General features: G+C 55.2%; 17 protein-coding genes. 16 read left to right on the top strand and 1 reads right to left on the bottom strand.

Going from position 1 to position 20,292, the window contains the following annotated elements; translation table 11 throughout:
* Window positions 1-40: 40 nt before the first annotated feature.
* The 3 genes from F822_RS01970 (at window position 41) to F822_RS01960 (ending at window position 3,932) form a co-directional block, all read left to right on the top strand.
* Complete coding sequence (locus F822_RS01970; RefSeq protein ID WP_025039588.1) at window positions 41-448, top strand: hypothetical protein; 408 nt, start codon at window positions 41-43, stop codon at window positions 446-448.
* Between the two features lie 334 nt (window positions 449-782).
* The gene (locus tag F822_RS01965; RefSeq protein WP_025039589.1) at window positions 783-3,023 is read left to right on the top strand and encodes a TonB-dependent receptor family protein; all 2,241 of its coding nucleotides are present in this window, start codon (window positions 783-785) and stop codon (window positions 3,021-3,023) included.
* Window positions 3,024-3,113: 90 nt separating this feature from the next.
* On the top strand, window positions 3,114-3,932 hold the full coding sequence (locus F822_RS01960) for an OBAP family protein (RefSeq protein WP_051536546.1): 819 nt from the start codon (window positions 3,114-3,116) through the stop codon (window positions 3,930-3,932).
* Between the two features lie 114 nt (window positions 3,933-4,046).
* Here the strand turns inward: F822_RS01960 and F822_RS01955 are convergent, their stop codons facing one another.
* Entirely contained in the window at window positions 4,047-4,355 is a 309-nt protein-coding gene (locus F822_RS01955; RefSeq protein WP_025039591.1) for a putative signal transducing protein, read from the bottom strand.
* Between the two features lie 572 nt (window positions 4,356-4,927).
* On the opposite strand from F822_RS01955, the gene F822_RS01950 reads away from it, so the two are divergent.
* The 13 genes from F822_RS01950 (at window position 4,928) to F822_RS01890 (ending at window position 20,292) form a co-directional block, all read left to right on the top strand.
* The gene (locus F822_RS01950; protein ID WP_025039592.1) at window positions 4,928-6,379 is read left to right on the top strand and encodes an ankyrin repeat domain-containing protein; all 1,452 of its coding nucleotides are present in this window, start codon (window positions 4,928-4,930) and stop codon (window positions 6,377-6,379) included.
* A gap of 530 nt (window positions 6,380-6,909) precedes the next feature.
* Complete coding sequence (locus F822_RS01945) at window positions 6,910-7,839, top strand: universal stress protein (RefSeq protein WP_025039593.1); 930 nt, start codon at window positions 6,910-6,912, stop codon at window positions 7,837-7,839.
* Window positions 7,840-8,011: 172 nt separating this feature from the next.
* Window positions 8,012-8,872: a hypothetical protein gene (locus F822_RS01940; RefSeq protein WP_025039594.1), complete on the top strand. Its 861-nt coding sequence runs from the start codon at window positions 8,012-8,014 to the stop codon at window positions 8,870-8,872.
* 15 nt (window positions 8,873-8,887) lie between these two features.
* Complete coding sequence (locus tag F822_RS01935) at window positions 8,888-9,304, top strand: hypothetical protein (RefSeq protein WP_025039595.1); 417 nt, start codon at window positions 8,888-8,890, stop codon at window positions 9,302-9,304.
* A gap of 112 nt (window positions 9,305-9,416) precedes the next feature.
* The gene (locus tag F822_RS01930; RefSeq protein ID WP_025039596.1) at window positions 9,417-10,436 is read left to right on the top strand and encodes an HlyD family secretion protein; all 1,020 of its coding nucleotides are present in this window, start codon (window positions 9,417-9,419) and stop codon (window positions 10,434-10,436) included.
* Window positions 10,436-12,271, top strand: coding sequence for an ATP-binding cassette domain-containing protein (locus F822_RS01925; RefSeq protein WP_025039597.1), 1,836 nt, complete (start codon window positions 10,436-10,438; stop codon window positions 12,269-12,271). Before F822_RS01930 ends, F822_RS01925 begins: the two co-directional genes overlap by 1 nt.
* On the top strand, window positions 12,268-13,497 hold the full coding sequence (locus tag F822_RS01920; RefSeq protein WP_082204582.1) for an ABC transporter permease: 1,230 nt from the start codon (window positions 12,268-12,270) through the stop codon (window positions 13,495-13,497). The genes F822_RS01925 and F822_RS01920 overlap by 4 nt, the downstream gene beginning before the upstream one ends.
* Window positions 13,401-14,609, top strand: a complete 1,209-nt coding sequence (locus tag F822_RS01915) for an ABC transporter permease (protein WP_231623546.1) — start codon at window positions 13,401-13,403, stop codon at window positions 14,607-14,609. Before F822_RS01920 ends, F822_RS01915 begins: the two co-directional genes overlap by 97 nt.
* Before the next feature lie 136 nt (window positions 14,610-14,745).
* Window positions 14,746-15,483, top strand: a complete 738-nt coding sequence (locus tag F822_RS01910) for a hypothetical protein (protein ID WP_025039600.1) — start codon at window positions 14,746-14,748, stop codon at window positions 15,481-15,483.
* 221 nt (window positions 15,484-15,704) lie between these two features.
* Window positions 15,705-16,814 (top strand): hypothetical protein, encoded by a 1,110-nt coding sequence (locus F822_RS01905; protein ID WP_197272872.1) that lies wholly within the window; start codon window positions 15,705-15,707, stop codon window positions 16,812-16,814.
* Window positions 16,815-16,921: 107 nt separating this feature from the next.
* Window positions 16,922-17,917, top strand: coding sequence for a hypothetical protein (locus F822_RS01900; protein WP_036574365.1), 996 nt, complete (start codon window positions 16,922-16,924; stop codon window positions 17,915-17,917).
* A gap of 59 nt (window positions 17,918-17,976) precedes the next feature.
* Window positions 17,977-18,885 (top strand): hypothetical protein, encoded by a 909-nt coding sequence (locus F822_RS01895; RefSeq protein WP_156304325.1) that lies wholly within the window; start codon window positions 17,977-17,979, stop codon window positions 18,883-18,885.
* An 84-nt stretch (window positions 18,886-18,969) separates the two neighbouring features.
* Window positions 18,970-20,292: a S1 family serine peptidase gene (locus F822_RS01890; protein WP_025039604.1), complete on the top strand. Its 1,323-nt coding sequence runs from the start codon at window positions 18,970-18,972 to the stop codon at window positions 20,290-20,292.

Below are 20,292 nucleotides of genomic sequence, written 5' to 3'. Positions count from 1 at the left end.
GATTAACGTCATTTTACAAACGATAAGGAGACAGCACGTCATGAATCAAACGATTCTCTTTGCAGCTTTTTTTGCGCTCACTACCGCATTCACAGCAAATGCAGGCGTACTGGAAAATGGGAGTTGGTCCGCTAGTGGATGCGGCGCCATGCCGGAAACACCGGTTATCGACTCGAGTAGCGTTGCTGCTTTCAATCGAAGCGTCGGTGCAATTAACGCCTGGCAAAAACAAATGCAGGTCTACCATGACTGCATGATCAAGGAAGCAAATGCCGACAGCGCAACTATTAATCAGTCTGCAACGGCAGGGCAGGGGCGGATAAACGGGATAGTGGAAAAGATAAATGCGGAAGTCGCCGCTGGAAAGCAGAAAGTAGAGCAGAGCCAAAGCGCTTCTCCGCCTTTATCTTCCCCACCCGGAGCAGCCCCTGGCAGTCTGGCGTATTAAACCCGGATAATTCATTAGGTGATTCTGCGAGCCTACGCGAGTGCTGGCGGTCAGTTTGCGGCCATTTTCGCCGCCATTTTTGCTACCTGCGCGGCGTTCATAGACCAAGTTATGGACTTCTCTCAACCGGCAAAACTGTCTCGCAACCCGCCTCGCCATCATCTCGCGTCCTAATGGATTATCTGGGTTAAACGAAAGAGGTTATTCTTTCGGCTCATGGCGGCAAGGACGCTATGCTATGCCGATTATGTCAATGACAGCTTCAACTAACAGCTGAGTAACTCGAAATATTGTCCCTTCTTCACATTGGAATGTATCGGCCACAGCAAAATCATTGAAGACGTTAAGTTCGATACCGGCCACTGCGGTAGTCGTATTGCTCATTCTGGCGCCGGCATCAGGTTCCTTGTTGGCACAGCCGGATGCTGAGTTGGATACTCAGTTGCCGGCTCAATCAGTCACCCAGCCAAGCGCCTCATCGTCAAGCGCTCCGCCCACCCTCCATCCTGTTGTCATTACAGGTACTCGTATGGAACAATCGAGTTTCTCGCTGCCCATGTCCATTGACGTGGTGGAGGGGTTGGTGATCCAGGACTCCCAGCCACGCGTCAATCTCTCTGAAGCGCTTTCGCGCGTTCCCGGCCTGGTTATTCAAAACCGCCAGAATTATGCGCAGGACCTGCAGGTATCCAGCCGCGGCTTTGGCGCACGCTCCACTTTCGGTATTCGCGGCATACGGATGATTGTTGACGACATCCCCGCCTCAATGCCGGACGGGCAGGGCCAGGCTGCTAATATCAACCTGGGTTCGACCAAGCGCATTGAAGTGCTGCGCGGCCCCTTCTCGGCTATCTATGGCAATGCCTCCGGCGGCGTGATACAGGCATTCACCGAAGACGGCCCGGCGGAACACACGATATCCGGCACGCTGCTGGGGGGCAGCTATGGCACGACGCGCGGCGAGATCAAGCTTGGCGGCACGCTGGGTGGGTCGGGTGCGGCAGATACGTCAGGTACAGCAGGCGCAGTGGCAGGCCCATTCAACTATGTGGTCGATATTTCACGTTTTCAAACAGATGGTTACCGCGACCACAGCGCTGCTACACGCTACCAGGCAAGTGCAAAACTTACCTACCGGGTCAATCAGGACGCCACGCTCACCCTGATAGCAAACGAGCTGCACCAGGGCAATACGCAGGATCCGCTCGGGCTCACGCGTGCTCAGGTGAGCGCTAATCCGCGCCAGGCGGATACAACTGCGACTACCTTCAACACCCGCAAGAGCATCGACAATACACAGGGCGGCCTCGTCTATACGCATAAGTTTTCATCCGCTAACACGATCAAGCTGATAGGTTATACGGGGACCCGGCAGATTGAGCAGTTTCTCGCCGTGCCGCGCGGCGCCCAGATTCCAGCCACGAGCTCGGGAGGCGTTGTCGATCTGGATCGCGAATTTGGCGGCCTTGGTTTGAGATGGATGCATCGCAGTAGCGGGCAGCGTCCTCTGACGGTCACTGCGAGTATCGATTATGAGATTTCTAAAGAAAGGCGCAAGGGATTCGAGAATTTCTCGGGGATGGCGTTGGGTGTACGCGGAAACATGCGTCGTAACGAGGACGATACGGTCTCCAGCTTCAGCCAGTATGTACAAGCCGAGTGGCAGTTCGCCCCAGCGTGGATACTTTCTGCCGGCGTGCGCCATACGGAAGTGAAATTCAGGTCGGAGGATTTTTTTATCCGGTCCGATAACACCAATGACAGCGGCAATCTGGCTTTCCGTAATGTTATTCCGATACTGGGATTATTGTATAAGGTCACGCCCACGCTCAATCTGTACGTCAGCGGGGGAGAAGGTTTCGAGACACCCACTTTTGCCGAGCTTGCCTACAGGCCAGACGGTGCAACAGGCCTCAATTTTGCGCTTCGGCCGAGCAAGAGTCGCAATGTCGAAGCGGGGGTTAAATGGTTGGCCACGAGCAATACACGTATCAATCTGGCACTTTTTGAAACACGGGTTAGCGGTGAGATACTGCCCGCGACGAATTCCGGCGGCCGAACCACTTTTCAGAATGCAGCCGATACGAGACGCCGCGGTGTGGAAGTTTCAGCCGACTCCCGATTTGGCGCTGATCTCTCCACCTATTTATCTTATACCTATCTCGATGCCGAATTCGAGGATTCATATACCTACCTCCGAACCGGAGGGCTTTCCACAACCGTAGCCAAAGGTAATTTTCTGCCTGGCGTGCCCCGCAATACCGCTTACATGGAGTTGGCATGGCGGCGCGGCCTGCCCGGTTTCTCGGCAGTAGCTGAAGCGATCTATCGCGACAAGGTTTATGCGAACGATACCAATACCGAAGCCGCTAAACGATATGGCGTCGCAAATATCCGGTTCTCCTATTCGCATCAAATCGGCGGCTGGAAGCTCAGCGAATTCTTGCGGTTGGACAATATCACCGATACGCGATATGTAGGCTCGGTAATCGTAAACGAAGGGAACAGCCGCTTTTACGAACCCGCGCCGGGGCGGAACGTAATAGTGGGGATGAGCGCAAGGTACACATTTTAGCCAGCGGTTGTTTATGCCTTGTGTGCTACCGTACCGAAACGCGCAGCGGTATCCCTATAATAAAAAACTGGAGATGATGGGGGAGATAGCATGGACGGGCTGCGTTTAAATTTTCGCATTATTTTATGTGCTGCTTTACTACCAGCACTACCACTCGCCTCTGCAGCAGGCTCCTTCGCCCAAGTGGCGCAAGCGAGCTTGCCGCCTGGCACGATACCCGCCGGCGAGGAAAAGACGGCCAAAACACGGGCGCTGGAGTTGGGTGCAAAACTTCTGCAGCGCAATTCTCCATTAAAGCCGTTTGACATCTATCTTGTCGGTTTTCATCCGATGAAGGATTCTCCGGAAGACCAGATGGAGGCACATCATTACTGTCACCAGGTGAATGAGGATTTTGCACAATGCATATTATTCGATGACAATACCGAGGACGCGAACCTGAATGGTATCGAATACATTATTTCCGAAAAGCTTTTCGCTGCCTTGCCTGAAGCCGAAAGAAAATACTGGCATCCTCACAATGGTGAAATTCTTACCGGACAGCTTGTTGCGCCGGATATTCCGAAAGCTGCGGAAAAAGAGTTGATGAAGGGGAAGATGAACAGCTACGGCAAAACCTGGCATGTCTGGAATACCGGTTATGAAGGAAACCCGGGCGATAAGATGCCGTTGGGCACGCCGATGCTGGGCTGGTCTTTCAATCGCGATGGCGAGGCGATACCGGAGCTGGTCGAAAAGCGGGATAAGAAGCTGAAACTGAACACTGCGGAGACGCGTAGACAACGCAAGGACCTGGAACAGTTTGCCAAGCCCCAATCAGGCGTCGATGATCTCAAGGGGAAGTTCGCCCGGCCCACGAAAGATATCCCCGGCGTCATCGATCGGAAGAGCGCTGGCAAGGTTGACTAAAAAGCGGCTCCCAGCTTTACCAGTTCCAGCTACGTGATTTTTTTCCAACCTGATTCCAGAGATGCTAATGCAAGCCAACTATTCCCGGTCATCATATCTTTCAGGGCACAGGTTTCACTCGAGCCCTGCTCCGCACCGCCAGCATAATTGAAAATTGCGCGGGTTTTCCTCGGTGCAAGCCCGGCAGAAAACGACGCGAGTTTCAACCGGGGTTTTTTCGAAATCCCTGACAATTGCCTGTCCTCTTGCAAGATCATTGTCGTGAACGACCCACACCTCCGGATATGCATGGGTAAAAGGGATATCTCCGAGGCCGCCCTGCGCGTGTTCATTAAACAGTCTTGCGTCTATGTTGGCGTGCGCAAGGAGATCGAGCTTGATTTGCGCTTCCATGAGATTGGCGGCAGTACAGAGTTTTTTCATATTCGAAATTTCCTGCACGGTTATTCGCCAAGCTTATCAAGAAATAGCCTGCAATAATTCTCTTCAGGGTACATCGCGGATAGATTGACGCGCATGAGCGATCTGCTGATCAGCATAACATAGAAAAAATATCGCAGTTCATGGCGACAGAAGCCGCCAGCGAGCAAGGAGAACGGTGGAAGCAGCAGTAAAAGATTGGCTCTCCATCTGGAAAACTCTTCAGCGGGACCAAGGGCTACTGACTGTAGATCAGCGCTAATACCCACTAATCAGTTGGGGTAGTAGCCAATACTCGTCCATGATATAACGGCTGCTGAGCTGTCAGCTCGGATAGGTTGTAATCGGGTTTAAGTGCAATAACGAAATTATTTATCGCCGTTACGGGTTCAATGAGATGGGCGAGTTGCGACGGTCGTGGCGTATCGGGAGGCTCGAACTTCCAAGATGAAATAGGGTGTGATGGGCATCTCTCGGAAGCTCTGGCTCGTGTGATCGATTTTTCTGCTCTTCTTCCTGCTGCCGATGTTCATGGACAAAAGCCGGAGGAATGAAACCATACCAAGGAGATCCGAATGATTGCATCGCGAAGCATGCGTATTTTAGGCATGATGATAGTTCTGATGGGCTCATGCTGCGCTTCAGCAACCACATGGGCTGACAGCGATCTGCTTGTCGCGGCCAGAAGGGGTGATCTTCCCCAGGTCAAAACACTGCTTGGAGCCAAAGCCGATGTGGATGCCAGAAGGGGAGATGGCGCCACGGCATTGATGGCAGCATCGACCACAGGTCATCTGGCAGTAGTGCAGGCATTGCTTGCCGCGAAGGCCGATGTGAACGCCAGGATGACCAACGGCGCCACCGCACTGATGGCGGCTGCGGCAGTGGGCAACCGGCAGGTGGTGCGGGCGCTTCTCGATGCGCGAGCCGATGTGGACGCTAAGGCAAGCGATGGTTTGACAGCGCTGCTGATCGCGTCGGAGGGCGGTTTCCCCCGGATCGTACAGGCGCTGCTTGATGCCAAGGCCGATGTCAACGCCAGCACCGGCAATGGCGTGACCCCGCTAATGGCGGCGTCGCAAGAAGGATACCGGATAGTCGTGCAAGCGTTGCTCACGGCCGGGGCCGATGTAAATGCCAGGACAAGTGATGGCCTCACAGCGCTGCTGATCGCGTCCGAGAATGGTCACCAGCGGGTGGTCCAGGAACTGCTGGCCGCTGGAGCCAACGTCAACGCGGGCATGGACAATGGCACAACGCCCTTGATCATGGCATCACAGAATGGGCACCAGATGGTGGTGCAGACATTGCTCGCGGCAAGAGCTGAAGTAAATGCCAGGACGCAAGATGGTCTCACGGCTTTACTGATGGCATCGGAAATGAACCAGCCCGACGTGGTACAGATGCTGCTCGCCGCCAATGCTGATGTGAATGCCAGGACGAGCAATGATGTCGCCGCATTGATCGCGGCGGCGCAGGAAGGTCACCTGATGGTGGTGCATGAGCTGCTTTCCGCCAAGGCCGATGTGAATGCTCATGCAGACAACGGCGTGACCGCTTTGATACTGGCATCGGAGAGGGGCCATCATAAGGTGACACAAGCACTGCTCGCGGCTAAACCTGATATCAACGCCACGACAACTGACGGGGTTACCGCACTGATGGCGGCGGCGAAGGAAGGCCATCAGTTGGTAGTGCACGAGTTGCTGGAAGCCGGGGCGGATGCGAACATCAAATCGAACGGCGGTATTACTGCCTTGATGGCGGCTGCGAAGGATGGCCGGTTGGAAGTGGTATATGTGCTGCTTGCCGCCGGCGCAGACGTAAATGTCAAATCGAAAGATGGCTTCACCGCGCTGATGATGGCGTCCCAGGATGGCCGCCAGGAGGTTATACGCGCGCTGCTCGACGCGGGCACCCGCTTGCATGCCAAGTCAAAGGATGGTGCCACGGCGCTAAAGATAGCAATGCAAAATGGTCACCAGGAAATAGTGCAGCTCCTCGAAAAGGCCGGCGCCAAAAAATGAAACAGCGAGTTCTTCCGCATGGTCGGGCTTGGTCACAGCGCGCTAAAGCAGAGAGGTTGCTTCTTGGAAGAATTACTTCCATATGGCAATTCTCGCTGAGGTGATACGCTCGGTTTGCGAGAGGTCGCGTTCGCCGTCCCATTAATGGATCGTCTAAAGTGCTGCCACGCGAGGCCGGCGATTTGATATGCTCATCTCTCCCAATCCCGGCTCCAGTCCCGAGCTCGCGGGATAACGGCACCATCGTCAAGTGCATTGACTTCAACGCATATTGGCCCTTTATCGGCGAGCGGAGCCGTATGCGTAGATCATCACGTCAATGTGCTTTATTAAACGTAAATCCGGCAGTTGGACGGGATGGAGTGAACTCACCAAAAAGGTGAAGCTCACGGAGTACGAAAAATCCTTTTCGGTTATAACGCTGAACTGGCAAGTGAGCGGTCAACTGCCGGATTCAGGTTGATTCATGGCGGAGTTTCATCAGGGCAAGTCAGTGGTGCCGGGGCTTCAACTCCTATTGAGGAGACGACGTGCAAAATATCAGAACAATTCTTGTGGCAACCGATCTATCCGAGTTTTCCGGCCGTGCCGGGACACGCGCCGCAATGCTATGCGCCAGCCTGAACTGGAATTCGGTCGAGTTGTTGAATGTCAAGGAAAGCGGCTTACCCAACGCGCTGGGGCTTGTCCTCAAAAAAACGCCCGCAGTGGCCGAGGCCGCCTTGGTTGAGCGCGCCATGCGCGAGTTGCGGCATATCTGCAGTCTGTTGCAAGACAATTATGGCGTTCGCTGCACCAGTACTGTCAAGTTTGGGCGGCCAGAGGCGGAAATTGTTGCCAGGGCAGATGAATTGGCCGTGGGATTAACGGTGATAGGTGCGCACGGCGGCAATTTCTTTACTGACCTTTTTCTCGGCAACACCGCCGATAAATTGGCCCGCATGAGTAAAACTCCCTTATTACTGGTAAAGAATCAGACTACAGAGCCTTATCGCCGGGTATTGGTTCCAGTAGACTTTTCTGAAAATTCGCGGCGCGCGGCGCAAATGGCGCTGGAAATTGCGCCGGATGCGCATATAACTTTCTTGCACGTGTTCGATGTCGTGCTGGAAGAACAAATGCAATACCTGAATGCTGCTCATGACACCATCCACGACTATCATGTCAAGGCCGCGGAAGAGGCGCGTCTCGATTTAAACAAGTTTATAGCGGGCCTTCAAGCGGGTCGCGAGGCTGATCATCGGCCCAGCCGCCACTCTTTTTTTCGGACAGTCGCTTTCGGTCATCCGGGGCACGTCATTTACGACCACGCCAAGTCTATAAAGGCGGATTTGATCGTGATGGGAAAGCATGGGCGGTCCCGCTTCGAGGAGTTGCTGCTGGGAAGTGTCTCACGCCATGTCATCGAGCAATGTTTTTGCGATGTGCTGATTGTGACGGGGCCGCTCCAACTGGCGTAGCGGAAAAGAAACTTGGCCAGGTCTTCCCGGCATTCCCCGAACTCAGCAACGCGCAACGCTGCTCTTTTCCGTCTACAATAAAAATGAGCTGGAAAAATGGAGCAAGCATCTCAATTTCCGTGATATTGCAGTTGAGAGAACATCCGTTATTTAGTGCTATAGGAAATAACCTATGGTTCGTGCTCTTGAAATAACTGGACGCCTCCGGTTGGCGTTAACCATGGTCTTCCTGGTGACGTCTATATCCGGATGCGCCAGTTTCAAGGAAATAAAAGCATTTGCGGCGCTTTCGTCGAGTGCTGCCACCCATGATGCGCTTACAAGGGACTACATCGGGGCACTCGACAGGCGCAAGCAATATCAGCCGCAGAAATTCCATAGCGAGCTGGAAGCGCAGAAGATGCGCCGGGAAGCGCAGCGAGCCAGTCTCGATGTGCTCCAGCAAACCGTGGCGGATTACATGCAGGGCCTTGGCGGTCTGGCCGCCGGCGAAATCCGAACCTATGACAAGTCGCTTGACGACCTCAGCGACCGCCTCAATAAAGTGACGCTGCTCAGCGATGACGAGAAGGACGCCGTTGGCGCGCTATCGACCCTTCTTGCGCGTACGGTCACGGCCGCATACCGGGAGCACGAAATCAGGAAACTGATTCGCGATGGCAATCAGCCGCTTCAGGAGGTGATCAAGGCGACCCGCAAGATTGTCGTGAAGGGCATGGCCGCGGATTTGCAGGTCGAATCCGCGCTGGTGGGAAGGTATTATGATAATTTCATATTTGCGCCAAATAATCCCCAGGAACCCATTGCAATGGCATTGGCAAATGAGGCCAAGGTAGAAGCCCTCGGCCGTGTGGATAATCGGCTCCACGCCGCCCGAAGTTATGACGTTATATTGGAGAAAATCGCACAAGGCCACCAGTATCTATTTGACCATCGGAATAGCCTTGGCGATGAAGCGCTGGAACGGCAATTCAAGCCGTACGTCGACGCGCTTCGGGCAGCGTATGCTGATTTACTTGATGTCTCACGATAAAAAGAGAACAAGGCCATGGACAAGCTTTCAGCGGATGAGGCTTTCGAGCTAGGCCACCAGTTTCGCGATGCTGCGATTATGCTTGGAGACTGGCGTTTCAAAAACCGGGCCAGCCTGAGCAAAGCCCAATGGGATGAACTCGATGAACAGGAGATTACGCTTCTAAACGCCGCCTCAAGCATTTACGCCAGTGCGGTAAGCCTCGTCCTGAAGGATAGCCGGGCTCCGGTTGTACGCCTGCAGTCCAGCGTAGAAAGTGCCAAGTCCGCGATTCAGCATATCGCAAGCTTCAAGCAGGTGCTCGACCTTGCCTCGGCGCTGATCCTGCTGGCCGGCGCAATTTCATCCGGCAACGCGGCGTCGATTCCCGCCGGGATAGTGGCGTTGGAAGATGCCGCCGAAGCTATTATCGGACCCCGTGATCCGGTTTGATGGTGGCGCTGAATAGCGGACTGATGTCTTCAGCGCAATGAGGTCCCAGCTTCTTGTGGCTGGCATTGATCTGAATTTGAGCTCCGCGATGGTTTAAACCGACCAATCACTCATGAAGAAAAGGCTTGTCCTGGTGGCTGTGCTTGTCATCATCGTCGCGGTGACGGCAGTTTGGTATTTCACCCGGCAGCAGAATGATAGCGATACGCTGGTGCTCTTCGGTAATGTCGATATTCGCCAGGTCTCGCTAGCTTTCAACGGCAGCGAACGGGTCGCCGATATGCGCGTGCAGGAAGGCGATCGGGTGGAGACCGGACAAATCCTGGCCACGCTCGACACCCGCACCCTGAGCCTGCAAATCGCTCAGGCCGAAGCACAGATCAACGTACAGGATCAGGCCTTGTTACGGCTGAGGAACGGAACGCGCCCCGAAGAGGTGGCTCAAGCCAAGGCTGAGGTCGCTGCTGCTCGCGCCGACGCGGATCTCGCCGCACAGCTCCTCAAACGTTTGCAAAATATCGAGCACGCTGCCGACCAGGCGGTCAGCCAGCAGGATCTGGACAGCGCGCGTTCACGCCAGCGTGTGGCCCAGGCACAGCTGGAAAACAACCAGAAGGCGCTGCAATTGGCTGTGATCGGTCCACGCAAGGAAGACATCGCCCAGGCCGAGGCACAATTGAACGTTTCGCAGGCTGAGCTGGCTTTGCTCAAGCACCAGCTCAGCCTGTATGAATTGAAGTCGCCCATCAATGCCGTCGTGCGCTCGCGCTTGCTGGAACCGGGCGATATGGCTTCACCGCAACGTCCGGTATATGCGCTGGCGATTACCGACCCAAAATGGGTGCGCGCCTATGTATCGGAAGTGGATCTGGGCCGCATCAAGTCCGGTATGAGTGCGCGCGTGGTTACTGACAGCCATCCCGATCAATCGATTCCGGGCCGCATCGGCTATATCTCCTCAGTCGCGGAGTTTACCCCCAAGATTGTGCAGACCGAAGAACTGCGCACCAGCCTGGTCTATGAAGTGCGTGTCTTTGTCGAAGATGTCGGTGACCGCCTGCGTCTGGGCATGCCGGCCACGGTGCTCATCCCCTTGCAAGACGACAAGAGTTTCGCTGGAACGGCGCATTGATGAGCGATCCGGCAGTCGCGCTGATTGCAAATCGCGTCCATAAACGTTTTCTGGTCAAGGAAACGGGGAAATCGACTCAAGCGGTCGCTGACGTTTCGCTTGCAGTGCAGATGGGTTCGCTCACGGCCCTGGTTGGTCCCGATGGCGCGGGCAAGACCACTTTGCTGCGGTTGATAGCCGGACTGATGACGGCCGACGAAGGCCGGCTCGAGGTGCTGGGCATTGATGTGGCAGCCGATCCACAGGCGGTGCAGGACCGCATCAGCTATATGCCGCAGCGCTTCGGCCTGTATGAAGACCTCAGCGTGCAGGAAAACCTCGACCTCTACGCCGATCTGCATGGCGTGCCGCAAGCAATTCGCCGGAAACGCTACGCAAGGCTCCTGGAAATGACCGATCTGGCATGCTTCACCGCGCGTCCGACAGGCAAGCTCTCGGGGGGCATGAAGCAGAAACTGGGCCTGGCCTGCACCCTCGTGCGTTCGCCCGAGCTGCTATTGCTCGATGAGCCGACGGTGGGTGTCGATCCATTGTCGCGCCGGGAGCTCTGGGAGATTGTTCAGCAAATGATTGACGACGAGCAGTTGACGGTATTGGTTACCACTGCTTATCTGGATGAAGCCGAGCATTGTGCTCGTGTTTTCGTTCTTCAGGAAGGCAAGCTGCTGGCTGAAGGCACCCCCGAAGAAATTCGCCAACATGCGCGCAACCTGTGTTTCGTCGTTACACCGCCGCAAGGCCAACCATCGCGTATTCTCCAGGCGCGCTTGCTGGATGACGCCGATTGCATCATCGATGCGGTTCCTTACGGCGGCGCTGTGCGCTTCATCCGCCGATCCGAGGTGGACCGGCAGCGCCTGGACAGCTTGCTTGGCGGTATTCCGGCTACAGCGGTCGAAGCACGCGTGGAAGACGGGTTCATGGTGCTGCTGCGTGAACGCCACGATGTGGCCCCGCTGGATACGGCGGCACTGAAGGCCACTAGCGGGATGAGAAACGAAGGTAACGGTGAAGATGATGCTAAAGGAGGTGAAGATGACACTAAAGGCGAGCCGGATGAAGTTGTCATCGAGGTGCGTGACCTGGTGCGCAAGTTCGGTGATTTCACCGCGGTGGACCATGTTTCATTCTCGGTTCGGCGCGGCGAAATCTTCGGCCTGCTGGGCCCCAACGGTGCAGGCAAGACTACGACCTTTCGAATGCTTTGCGGCCTTCTGCCGGCCACGAGCGGTTTTCTTCAGGTTGCCGGCTTCAATCTTCTGCGTGCTCGCGCGGTAGCACGCCGCAGGATAGGGTATATGTCGCAGAAGTTTGCGCTTTACGGCGATCTCTCGGTAATGGAAAACCTGGCGTTTTTCGGTAGCGCATATGGTTTGTACGGCAAGCGCTTGCGCGAGCGCATCGATACCGTTATGCAACAGTTCGACCTCGAGGGCAGGGAGAAATCGCCGAGCGGGCAATTGCCCGGCGGATTCAAGCAACGCCTGGCGATGGCGGTCGGCCTGCTGCACGAGCCTGATATCCTGTTCCTTGACGAACCCACCAGTGGCACCGATCCGCTCAAGCGCCGGGAATTCTGGCGGCGTATCACTGCGCTGTCGGAGGTGGGTACGACGATTATCATTACGACCCATTTCATGGAAGAGGCCGAGTACTGCGACCGTATTGTCATCCAGGATGCCGGCAGGCTGCTGGCACTCGGCACTCCGCAGGAGGTACGGATGCAAGCGGGTGGAGAGGGCGCCCGATTGGATATGGAAGAGGCCTTCATCCGCATCGTCGAGCAGGAGCGGCAGAAAAACAGTGAAAGTCCCGCCAGGGAAGCCAACCCATGAGCAAAGCCGGAACAGAGGCAGGGAGCAAGGAACATACCGCGTATAAATCGGGCAAAGCGGATAATGGGTACAAGAGACATAAAGGTATCAGGGGATTCTTGTCGCGTCTGATCTCCTTGACCCGCAAGGAAATTCGCCAGCTACTGCGTGACCGGAGCAACCTGGTCATCGGCATCGGCCTGCCTTTCGTATTGATCCTGATTTTCGGCTATGGACTTTCACTCGATGTCAGGAATGCCACGGTGGCGGTGGTGCTGGAAGATCCTTCGCCCATGGCGGCTGATGTCATCGCAGGCCTGGAACTCTCCGCATATATCTCGCCGGTAGTGGTTACCTCCATGCATGATGCGCAGCGCCTGATGCTGGCGCGCGAGGTGGATGCCATTGTGCAGGTGCAGAGCGATTTTTCGCGCCGCCTCGCGGCTGGGAACGCGCAGGTGCAGTTACTGCTGCATGGTTCCGATGCCAGTCGTGCCCTTATCATACGCAGCTATGTCAGCGGCGCCCTGGGCCAGTGGGCGCAACGTCAGAGCGATCAAGGGATGGTTACAGCAGCAGGCGTGGACAGTGCCGCCTCGGGTTCGGTTACGCTGATTCAGCGGATGTGGTTCAACGCCGCCAATACCAGTACCTGGTATCTCGTACCCGGGTTGATCGTACTGATCATGACGCTGGTCGGTGCCTTCCTCACGGCGATGGTAATGGCCCGGGAATGGGAACGCGGCACGCTGGAAGCATTGTTTGTCTCCCCAGTGCGGCCCAACGAGATACTGCTGGCGAAGATTATTCCGTACTTTATGGTCGGGATGCTTGGCCTGGGCATGTGCCTGCTCGCCGCGCGCTTCCTGTTCGAGGTGCCCATGTACGGTTCACTGCTGATAGTGCTTGGCAGTTCGATGCTTTACCTGCTGGTAGCGTTAGGCCTGGGCCTGCTGATTTCTTCGGTGACCCGGAACCAGTTCCTGGCCAGCCAGCTTGCACTGATCACCAGTTTCATGCCGGCACTGATGCTATCGGGCTTTTTTTTCGATTTGCGTAATGTGCCGACTGTCATCCATCTTATCGGCAACGCGCTGCCGGCTACCTATTTCATGGAACTGATCAGGACGTTGTTCCTGGCGGGCAACATATGGCCGCTGATTTTCAAGAACTGCGCGATCCTGGCGGGCTATGCCGTGGTGCTGCTGGGGCTGGCACGAGCCGTCACCCGCAAGAAGCTGGATTGAACATGCTGGATTTCCTGCGCCGTATCGCCAGCCTGTGCCGGAAAGAGTTACTGGCTATTTTCAAGGATCCCGCTAATCGCGTCATTCTCGTCGTTCCCTCATTGATAGAGAGTTTTCTTTTCGGTTATGCGGCCACCTATGATCTGACCAATGTGCCTTACGCCTTGCTGGATCAAAGCCGTGGCTCCGCATCAACCGAATTGATCGCTCACCTGGACGGTACCGGCGTATTTCATCGTATCGCAATGCTGCAGACGCAGAGCGATATCGCACGGGTAATCGACAGCGGAGATGCGCTGATCGTGATCCAGATCGGGCCAAGGTTCGAGCAACAACTGAACGCAGGCGAATCCGCGCCGGTGCAATTGATTCTGGACGCACGCAATTCGAATACGGCCGGCTCCGCTGCGATCTATGTTGGCGCAGTCATCGATTCGTTTAATGCGACGCTGCGCGGCGGGACCGGACCGCCGCTCACCGTTGAGTCGCGTGCCTGGTACAACCCGAATCTGGAGACCCGCTGGAATCTGCTGCCCGGCTTGATTGCCGCGCTGAGCATGATACAGACGCTGATGCTGTCTGCGCTGTCCGTTGCTCGGGAGCGCGAAAATGGCACTTTCGACCAATTGCTGGTGACTCCGTTTTCGCCGATGGAAGTCATGATCGGTAAGGCTATTCCAATCATCATGATTGGCCTGACGCAATCCACCATCGTACTGGTAGTGGCGCTGTTCTGGTTCAATATACCGATGGCAGGTTCACTGGTGACGCTCTACACCGGGTTGGGCCTGTTCACTATTGCCAGCGTCGGCATGGGGCTATCGATCTCGGCGATTTCGGCAAACATGCAACAAGCCATGCTTTACACTTTCATGCTGATCATGCCGCTGATGCTGCTTTCCGGACTGGCCACGCCGGTACGTAACATGCCGCAATTCCTGCAAACCGCCACTTTGATCAACCCGTTGCGCTTCGCGATCGATCTGGCGCAGCGCGTCTACCTGGAGGGTGTCGGGTTGCTCACAGTCGTCCATGACCTGATTCCACTGCTGGTCATATCTGCTATTACACTACCGCTGGCTGCCTGGCTGTTCCGTAACCGCCTTTTGTGACGGTCGCAGATACATTCCCCGGTCGTTTTGCTCAATCTCACTCTTGCCTTTTCTATTTTCTAAACTATAAAGAACATAGAAGCGGATACAGAGCATAGCGATGTCTGGCCCATCTTCAACGTTCTGGGGAACTGGTATGGAAAAAATTCTGGAAGTTACCGAAATCGCGCTTGCCGTTCTGGAAAGTTTCCCGCCCAAATTAAGTATTACGGCATCGGGTACCGTGCCCACCGGTGGCTGGTCCAATCCCAAACTGGATCCTTACATCTATATCCAGGCGCCACCGGACGGTATTTACGATTTCGATTTTGTTGCAGATCCTCCCGAGGGAGTTGCGACGCAGGTAATTTCTCCCATCGAAGCCGTTTACATCAGGGAAAATTTAACGCCGGATGTGAAAGGGGTCCGGATACATGCTTCGCAAATTTCAAAAACTGCGATGCTGGATGATTCCGGTCAATCTGATCGGCATCCCAATCACTTCACCCTGAGCGATTGCGACGGCCGTACGCACATCGTATTTTTCCCCCGGGCGCTCACTCCATTGGGAGCAAGCGAGTCTCCCGCGGGTGCACAACTCCAATACGATGGTCCGGAAGGTCAGTTGATATTCCATGGAGAAGATATCACCCAGGAGCAAACTATTCTCGGGTCGCTTATTTCAGTCACTCTCAGACCGGATGCCGATGCGGGTGGTATCGATTTCGCGCTTGTTCTGCCCCCGGTTAATCTGGGAGGTGAAGCACGGCAGGATTTCAAAACGCTGGGAATCAAAGCACGCAGCAGGGGTCGGGTGATAAACCCGGCCGGCGCGGAATTATCTTACGATGTATTGAACCTTAAAGGCGTCGCGGAAGATATTCCCATTCTTTGAGCCATCGTTTGAAAGGAGCGCCCTGAAAGGCCCTTTCAAAATTCTTGATGTTTGTGTGTTGCCGCACCGAAGAAGTCTAGACACACTTTTATATTACTTCCAGATTATAGCGAATGGCGTTTAGTTGGCTCGAAAATCGAATACAGGATTTCAGCTCACGGACAATCAGCGGCGACGAACTACCGAATTTATGACGTTATGATAAATCCAATGGGAAACTGGTGAGCGCTTCGGACTTGCACCCTCAGTTGCATCATATGGCCACTGCCGCATCCGGCGATCAACCACATCATACGGGTTCCGATCACACCCACCCGGAGGCGCATCAGCACGTTGCGCACACCGAGGAATGCCCCGCGTGTGCAGCGGGCCGTAACGACCACCCGCTTCCTAAAGAAGTAATCGATATGATGGCCAGCCGCGAGCACCGTATGCACCACTGGCTCTGGCATGAGGTGCGGAACAACTGGTATCAATACCCACATGATATTCAACAGAAGATCGATGAGCTTGGCTGGAAACCACCCCGGCCGGTTCTGGATGAAGGCGGTAATCCGAATATCGAAAATGATTCCGGCGAAGATTTTCTTTATATGCACCGGCAGATGATTGGAGACGTCAACGCTATCCTCAAGCAAGTCGGGGACCCGAATTATCCGCGCGTACAGGGCTGGCTGGTACCGCCGCCGCCGGATGATGCAAGCTACCCCGTACCGCCAGCCTGGTTTGATCCAGGGGGGCAAGATCAGGCACCTTTCGCGAATCTTGATCGGATCAAATCCAACATCTTCTATGAGAAACGCTTCCATTTCTGGCAAAAAGCGTTCATTGATCCCGTATTTCTACGTAGTGTAACCCTCGGAAAACTCGGTGTAATCATAGAAATGACGATTCATAACGCCATGCATATGAGATGGGCGGCCTCCACTGGCACCGTTCGTCCTGATCCTCTGCAAGCCACTGGAGATATCGATCCAACGAGAGGTGGGGTGATTGGCGTGGAATGGGATGATCCACGGTACGATTTTTTGGGAGATACGTATTCAAGTCACGTCAACCCCATATTCTGGAAACTGCACGGCTGGATCGATGATCGGGTTGAGGGCTGGAAGATCGCCAATGGCGTGTTCGGGAATAGTTTCTGGAAAGGAACATGGATAGGGAAGATGCCGGGCCACGAGGAGATGGCTGCCCCGCACGCATTGCACGGGATGCCAGAGCATGCGGTTTCCCTTATGGCCGAGTCACAGCAGGTCGTGAATCTGATCGCCCAAACAGGCGTTTTTCACCATAACCCATTCATGCCATCGTTTTCGATTGAAGCATGGTAGGAAGGCAAGGCTTTAAGCTAGTTCTGGCAGCCAATTAAGAAGGGCCTGGAGAATTGGCAATAAAGGAATTTGCATGAGAGGGGATTTTTACCAACAGCAGCACATAAATGAAGGAGATTCTTATGAACGGTTGCCCACAATTTGAAGCCCAACGCGGTTATGGCGGCTATCCGTCACTGGAAGCCCAACGCGGTTATGGCGGTTATCCGTCACTTGAAGCCCAACGCGGTTACGGCGGTTATCCATCACTGGAAGCCCAGCGCGGTTACGGCGGTTATCCGTCATTGGAAGCCCAGCGCGGTTATGGCGGTTATCCATCACTTGAAGCCCAACGTGGTTATGGCGGCTATCCGTCACTGGAAGCCCAGCGTGGTTACGGCGGCTATCCGTCACTTGAAGCCCAGCGTGGTTACGGTGGCTATCCGTCACTTGAAGCCCAGCGTGGTTACGGCGGCTATCCGTCACTTGAAGCCCAGCGTGGTTACGGCGGCTATCCGTCATTTGAAGCCCAACGCGGTTATGGCGGCTATCCGTCGCTTGAAGCCCAACGTGGTTATGGCGGCTATCCGTCGCTTGAAGCCCAACGTGGTTACGGCGGCTATCCGTCACTTGAAGCCCAGCGCGGTTACGGCGGCTATCCGTCACTTGACGCCCAGCGTGGTTACGGTGGCTATCCGTCACTTGACGCCCAGCGTGGTTACGGTGGCTATCCGTCACTTGAAGCCCAACGCGGTTATGGCGGCTATCCGTCACTTGAAGCCCAGCGCGGTTACGGCGGCTATCCGTCACTTGACGCCCAGCGTGGTTACGGTGGCTATCCGTCGCTTGAAGCCCAACGCGGTTATGGTGGTTATCCGTCGCTTGAAGCCCAACGCGGTTATGGTGGTTATCCATCACTGGAAGCCCAACGTGGTTACGGCGGCTATCCGTCGCTTGAAGCCCAACGTGGTTACGGTGGCTATCCATCACTTGAAGCCCAACGCGGTTACGGCGGCTATCCATCCCTGGAAGCCCAGCGCGGTTATGGTGGCTATCCATCCCTGGAAGCCCAGCGTGGTTACGGTGGCTATCCGTCGCTGGAAGCGGTACGTGGTTGTCAATAATCCATGAGCAGCCCGCGAGCCTTTTCCGAGAAACGTTTTTGTAATTGAGGAAAGATTCGGTGACCCCTCCCGTTCCTGAACAACTTGTCGATGCGATGGCTGCCCGAGCATGTCGAATGCATTACTATCTTTGGCATGAGGTGCGTGACAATTGGGTAAATTATCCAAAAGACCTGCAGGATGAGTTGCGGAAGGCCGGGTGGGAGCCACCCCGACCAGCCTTGGATGAAAATGGCGATCCGTTCGTGAACAATGGTTCTGGCGAGGATTATCTCTACATGCATCGTCAGACCATCCAATATGCAAACAAGATTCTTGCACGGGCAGGCGATCCTAGCTATGGGCGTATAGAAGGCTGGCTGGAGATATCATGTCCGGATGACCCCGACTTTCCCGTTCCGGCACCGTGGTTTGATCCGGGAGAGTTCCCGGTAGTCATTCAATTCATGACGCGATCCAAGACCGACCTTACCTTCGCGAAGTACCTCAAGCCCTGGGAGAACATGTTTACCGATCCGGGGTTTTTGAAGGATATAAGTCTCGGCATGCTGGGCGAGCTTATCCATACTACGGTACATGACACGGTGAAGCGGAGATGGTCGGCTGTTCCCGGTGCCAGGCGCCCCGATCCTGGTCCCGAGGTTGAGACAATACCAGTCGAATGGGACGACCCTCGGTACAACTACCTCCCTGATTTTTATTCGATGCAGGTTAATCCCGTGTATTGGAAGTTTTATGGGTGGGTGGATGATCGGGTTGAAAGCTGGAAAGTAGTTCATGGCGTTTTTGGAAGCAATTTCTGGCAGGGCAAATGGATGGGGAAAATACCTGATGCGGCAGAAGGAGCGCCCGCTGGGCTCTACGAGAGACTCGAAGATCCGGCAGTTGCCAGCGCGCACGCGGCAGAAACTGAAAAGCTACTTCTGGCCATCGGACGCCGACTTGCATCCGGAGATTCACCCACATAACCTGGCGAGATGGGCAGCTGGTCATTATTGATAAACAAAGGTCTGGAAAAATAATTTTCCCGTACCGATACTGGAGAGACTGCTATGGCAGAGATTGATCCCAAGCTAAAACAGGCTAAGACGGCCGTGGAAAAAAATCTGCTGAATCGCCCGGGAGTTACGGGAGTAGATATCGGCTTTAAGGAAGTAGGAGGCCGGCCCACCAATACCATGGCGATTCGCGTGCTTGTCGAGAAAAAACGGGATGTTTCGCCAGCGGATAGTATTCCCCAGGCCATTGAGGGATTTCCCACTGATGTGATCGAGCGAAGGTTCGTATTGCAACCTTTGGCCGTGGATGCCCTTGATCTCGTCCTGGAGGCGGATATGAAAGAGTATCCCGTTTTAAAGGGCGGGATGAGCATCGGTCCGTGCCGCCTGGTGGATCGAATGACTTGGGGTGGAACCTTGGGCGCGCTCGTCACGGATAATGCGACCGGCAAGCCCATGATCCTGAGTAATTTTCATGTGCTGTGCATCGACAAGTCGTGGTCCGTCGGCGACGCGATTGTGCAGCCCTCCCGGATTGACGGGGGCAAGTGTCCCGGTTCGGAGGTCGCTATACTGAAGCGCGGGATATTCGGCGATCAGGTTGATTGTGCAGTAGCGGAGCTTTCGGCCCGTCAGGCAGACTGGGAGATCCTTGATATCGGCAAGATAGCGGGAACCAATAAGGCAACCCTCGGCGAGTCCGTGCGGAAGCGCGGACGGACCACGGGGCTGACCTACGGCATTGTCGATACGGATGAACTCAGCGTGAATCTCGACTTTGGACATGGTATTGGTCAGATTCAGCTTACTAACCAGATCGGAATAAAGCCCGATTCAACCCGGAATGCGAAGTTTGGCGACAACGGGGACTCCGGCTCCTTAATACTCAATGATGCCAACGAGGTTGTCGGCCTCTACTTTGCGGGTGACCCGAAAGATCCTTATGGCTTAGCAAACCCCATCGCGGCGGTTTTAGCGGCTCTGGATGTGAGCATGAGCACTCAGCCAAATCAACCGGATCAGACGGGCCAGCCAAATCAACCGGGTCAGACGGGCCAGCCAAATCAACCAGGTCAGACGGGGCAGCCAAATCAACCAGGTCAGACGGGCCAGCCAAACCAGCCGGGTCAGACGGGCCAGCCAAATCAACCGGGTCAGACAGGTCAGCCAAATCAGCCGGGTCAGACGGGCCAGCCAAACCAGCCGGGTCAGACGGGTCAGCCAAATCAGCCGGGTCAGGCGGGTCAGCCATGCCAGCCGTTCGAGGAACCGGCGCTTATTCCCTATCCGCCCCCTCCGCCGTTTCCCCCGCAGCCGCCATTCCTGATTCCCTATCCGCCCCCTCCACCATTGCAGCCCGCGCCGGGGATTTGCTAA

It is taken from the genome of Nitrosospira briensis C-128, from assembly GCF_000619905.2.
GTDB lineage: Bacteria > Pseudomonadota > Gammaproteobacteria > Burkholderiales > Nitrosomonadaceae > Nitrosospira > Nitrosospira briensis.
Note: the sequence above shows the minus strand (reverse complement) of the source record. Positions and strands in the feature narration are given on the sequence as shown.

Coding starts and splice junctions, on each gene's coding strand:
- F822_RS01970 (WP_025039588.1), top strand. CDS start 41: ATGAATCAAACGATTCTCTTTGCAGCTTTTTTTGCGCTCACTACCGCA.
- F822_RS01960 (WP_051536546.1), top strand. CDS start 3,114: ATGGACGGGCTGCGTTTAAATTTTCGCATTATTTTATGTGCTGCTTTA.
- F822_RS01955 (WP_025039591.1), bottom strand. CDS start 4,355: ATGAAAAAACTCTGTACTGCCGCCAATCTCATGGAAGCGCAAATCAAG.
- F822_RS01950 (WP_025039592.1), top strand. CDS start 4,928: ATGATTGCATCGCGAAGCATGCGTATTTTAGGCATGATGATAGTTCTG.
- F822_RS01940 (WP_025039594.1), top strand. CDS start 8,012: ATGGTTCGTGCTCTTGAAATAACTGGACGCCTCCGGTTGGCGTTAACC.
- F822_RS01935 (WP_025039595.1), top strand. CDS start 8,888: ATGGACAAGCTTTCAGCGGATGAGGCTTTCGAGCTAGGCCACCAGTTT.
- F822_RS01930 (WP_025039596.1), top strand. CDS start 9,417: ATGAAGAAAAGGCTTGTCCTGGTGGCTGTGCTTGTCATCATCGTCGCG.
- F822_RS01925 (WP_025039597.1), top strand. CDS start 10,436: ATGAGCGATCCGGCAGTCGCGCTGATTGCAAATCGCGTCCATAAACGT.
- F822_RS01920 (WP_082204582.1), top strand. CDS start 12,268: ATGAGCAAAGCCGGAACAGAGGCAGGGAGCAAGGAACATACCGCGTAT.
- F822_RS01915 (WP_231623546.1), top strand. CDS start 13,401: ATGGCCGCTGATTTTCAAGAACTGCGCGATCCTGGCGGGCTATGCCGT.
- F822_RS01910 (WP_025039600.1), top strand. CDS start 14,746: ATGGAAAAAATTCTGGAAGTTACCGAAATCGCGCTTGCCGTTCTGGAA.
- F822_RS01900 (WP_036574365.1), top strand. CDS start 16,922: ATGAAGGAGATTCTTATGAACGGTTGCCCACAATTTGAAGCCCAACGC.
- F822_RS01890 (WP_025039604.1), top strand. CDS start 18,970: ATGGCAGAGATTGATCCCAAGCTAAAACAGGCTAAGACGGCCGTGGAA.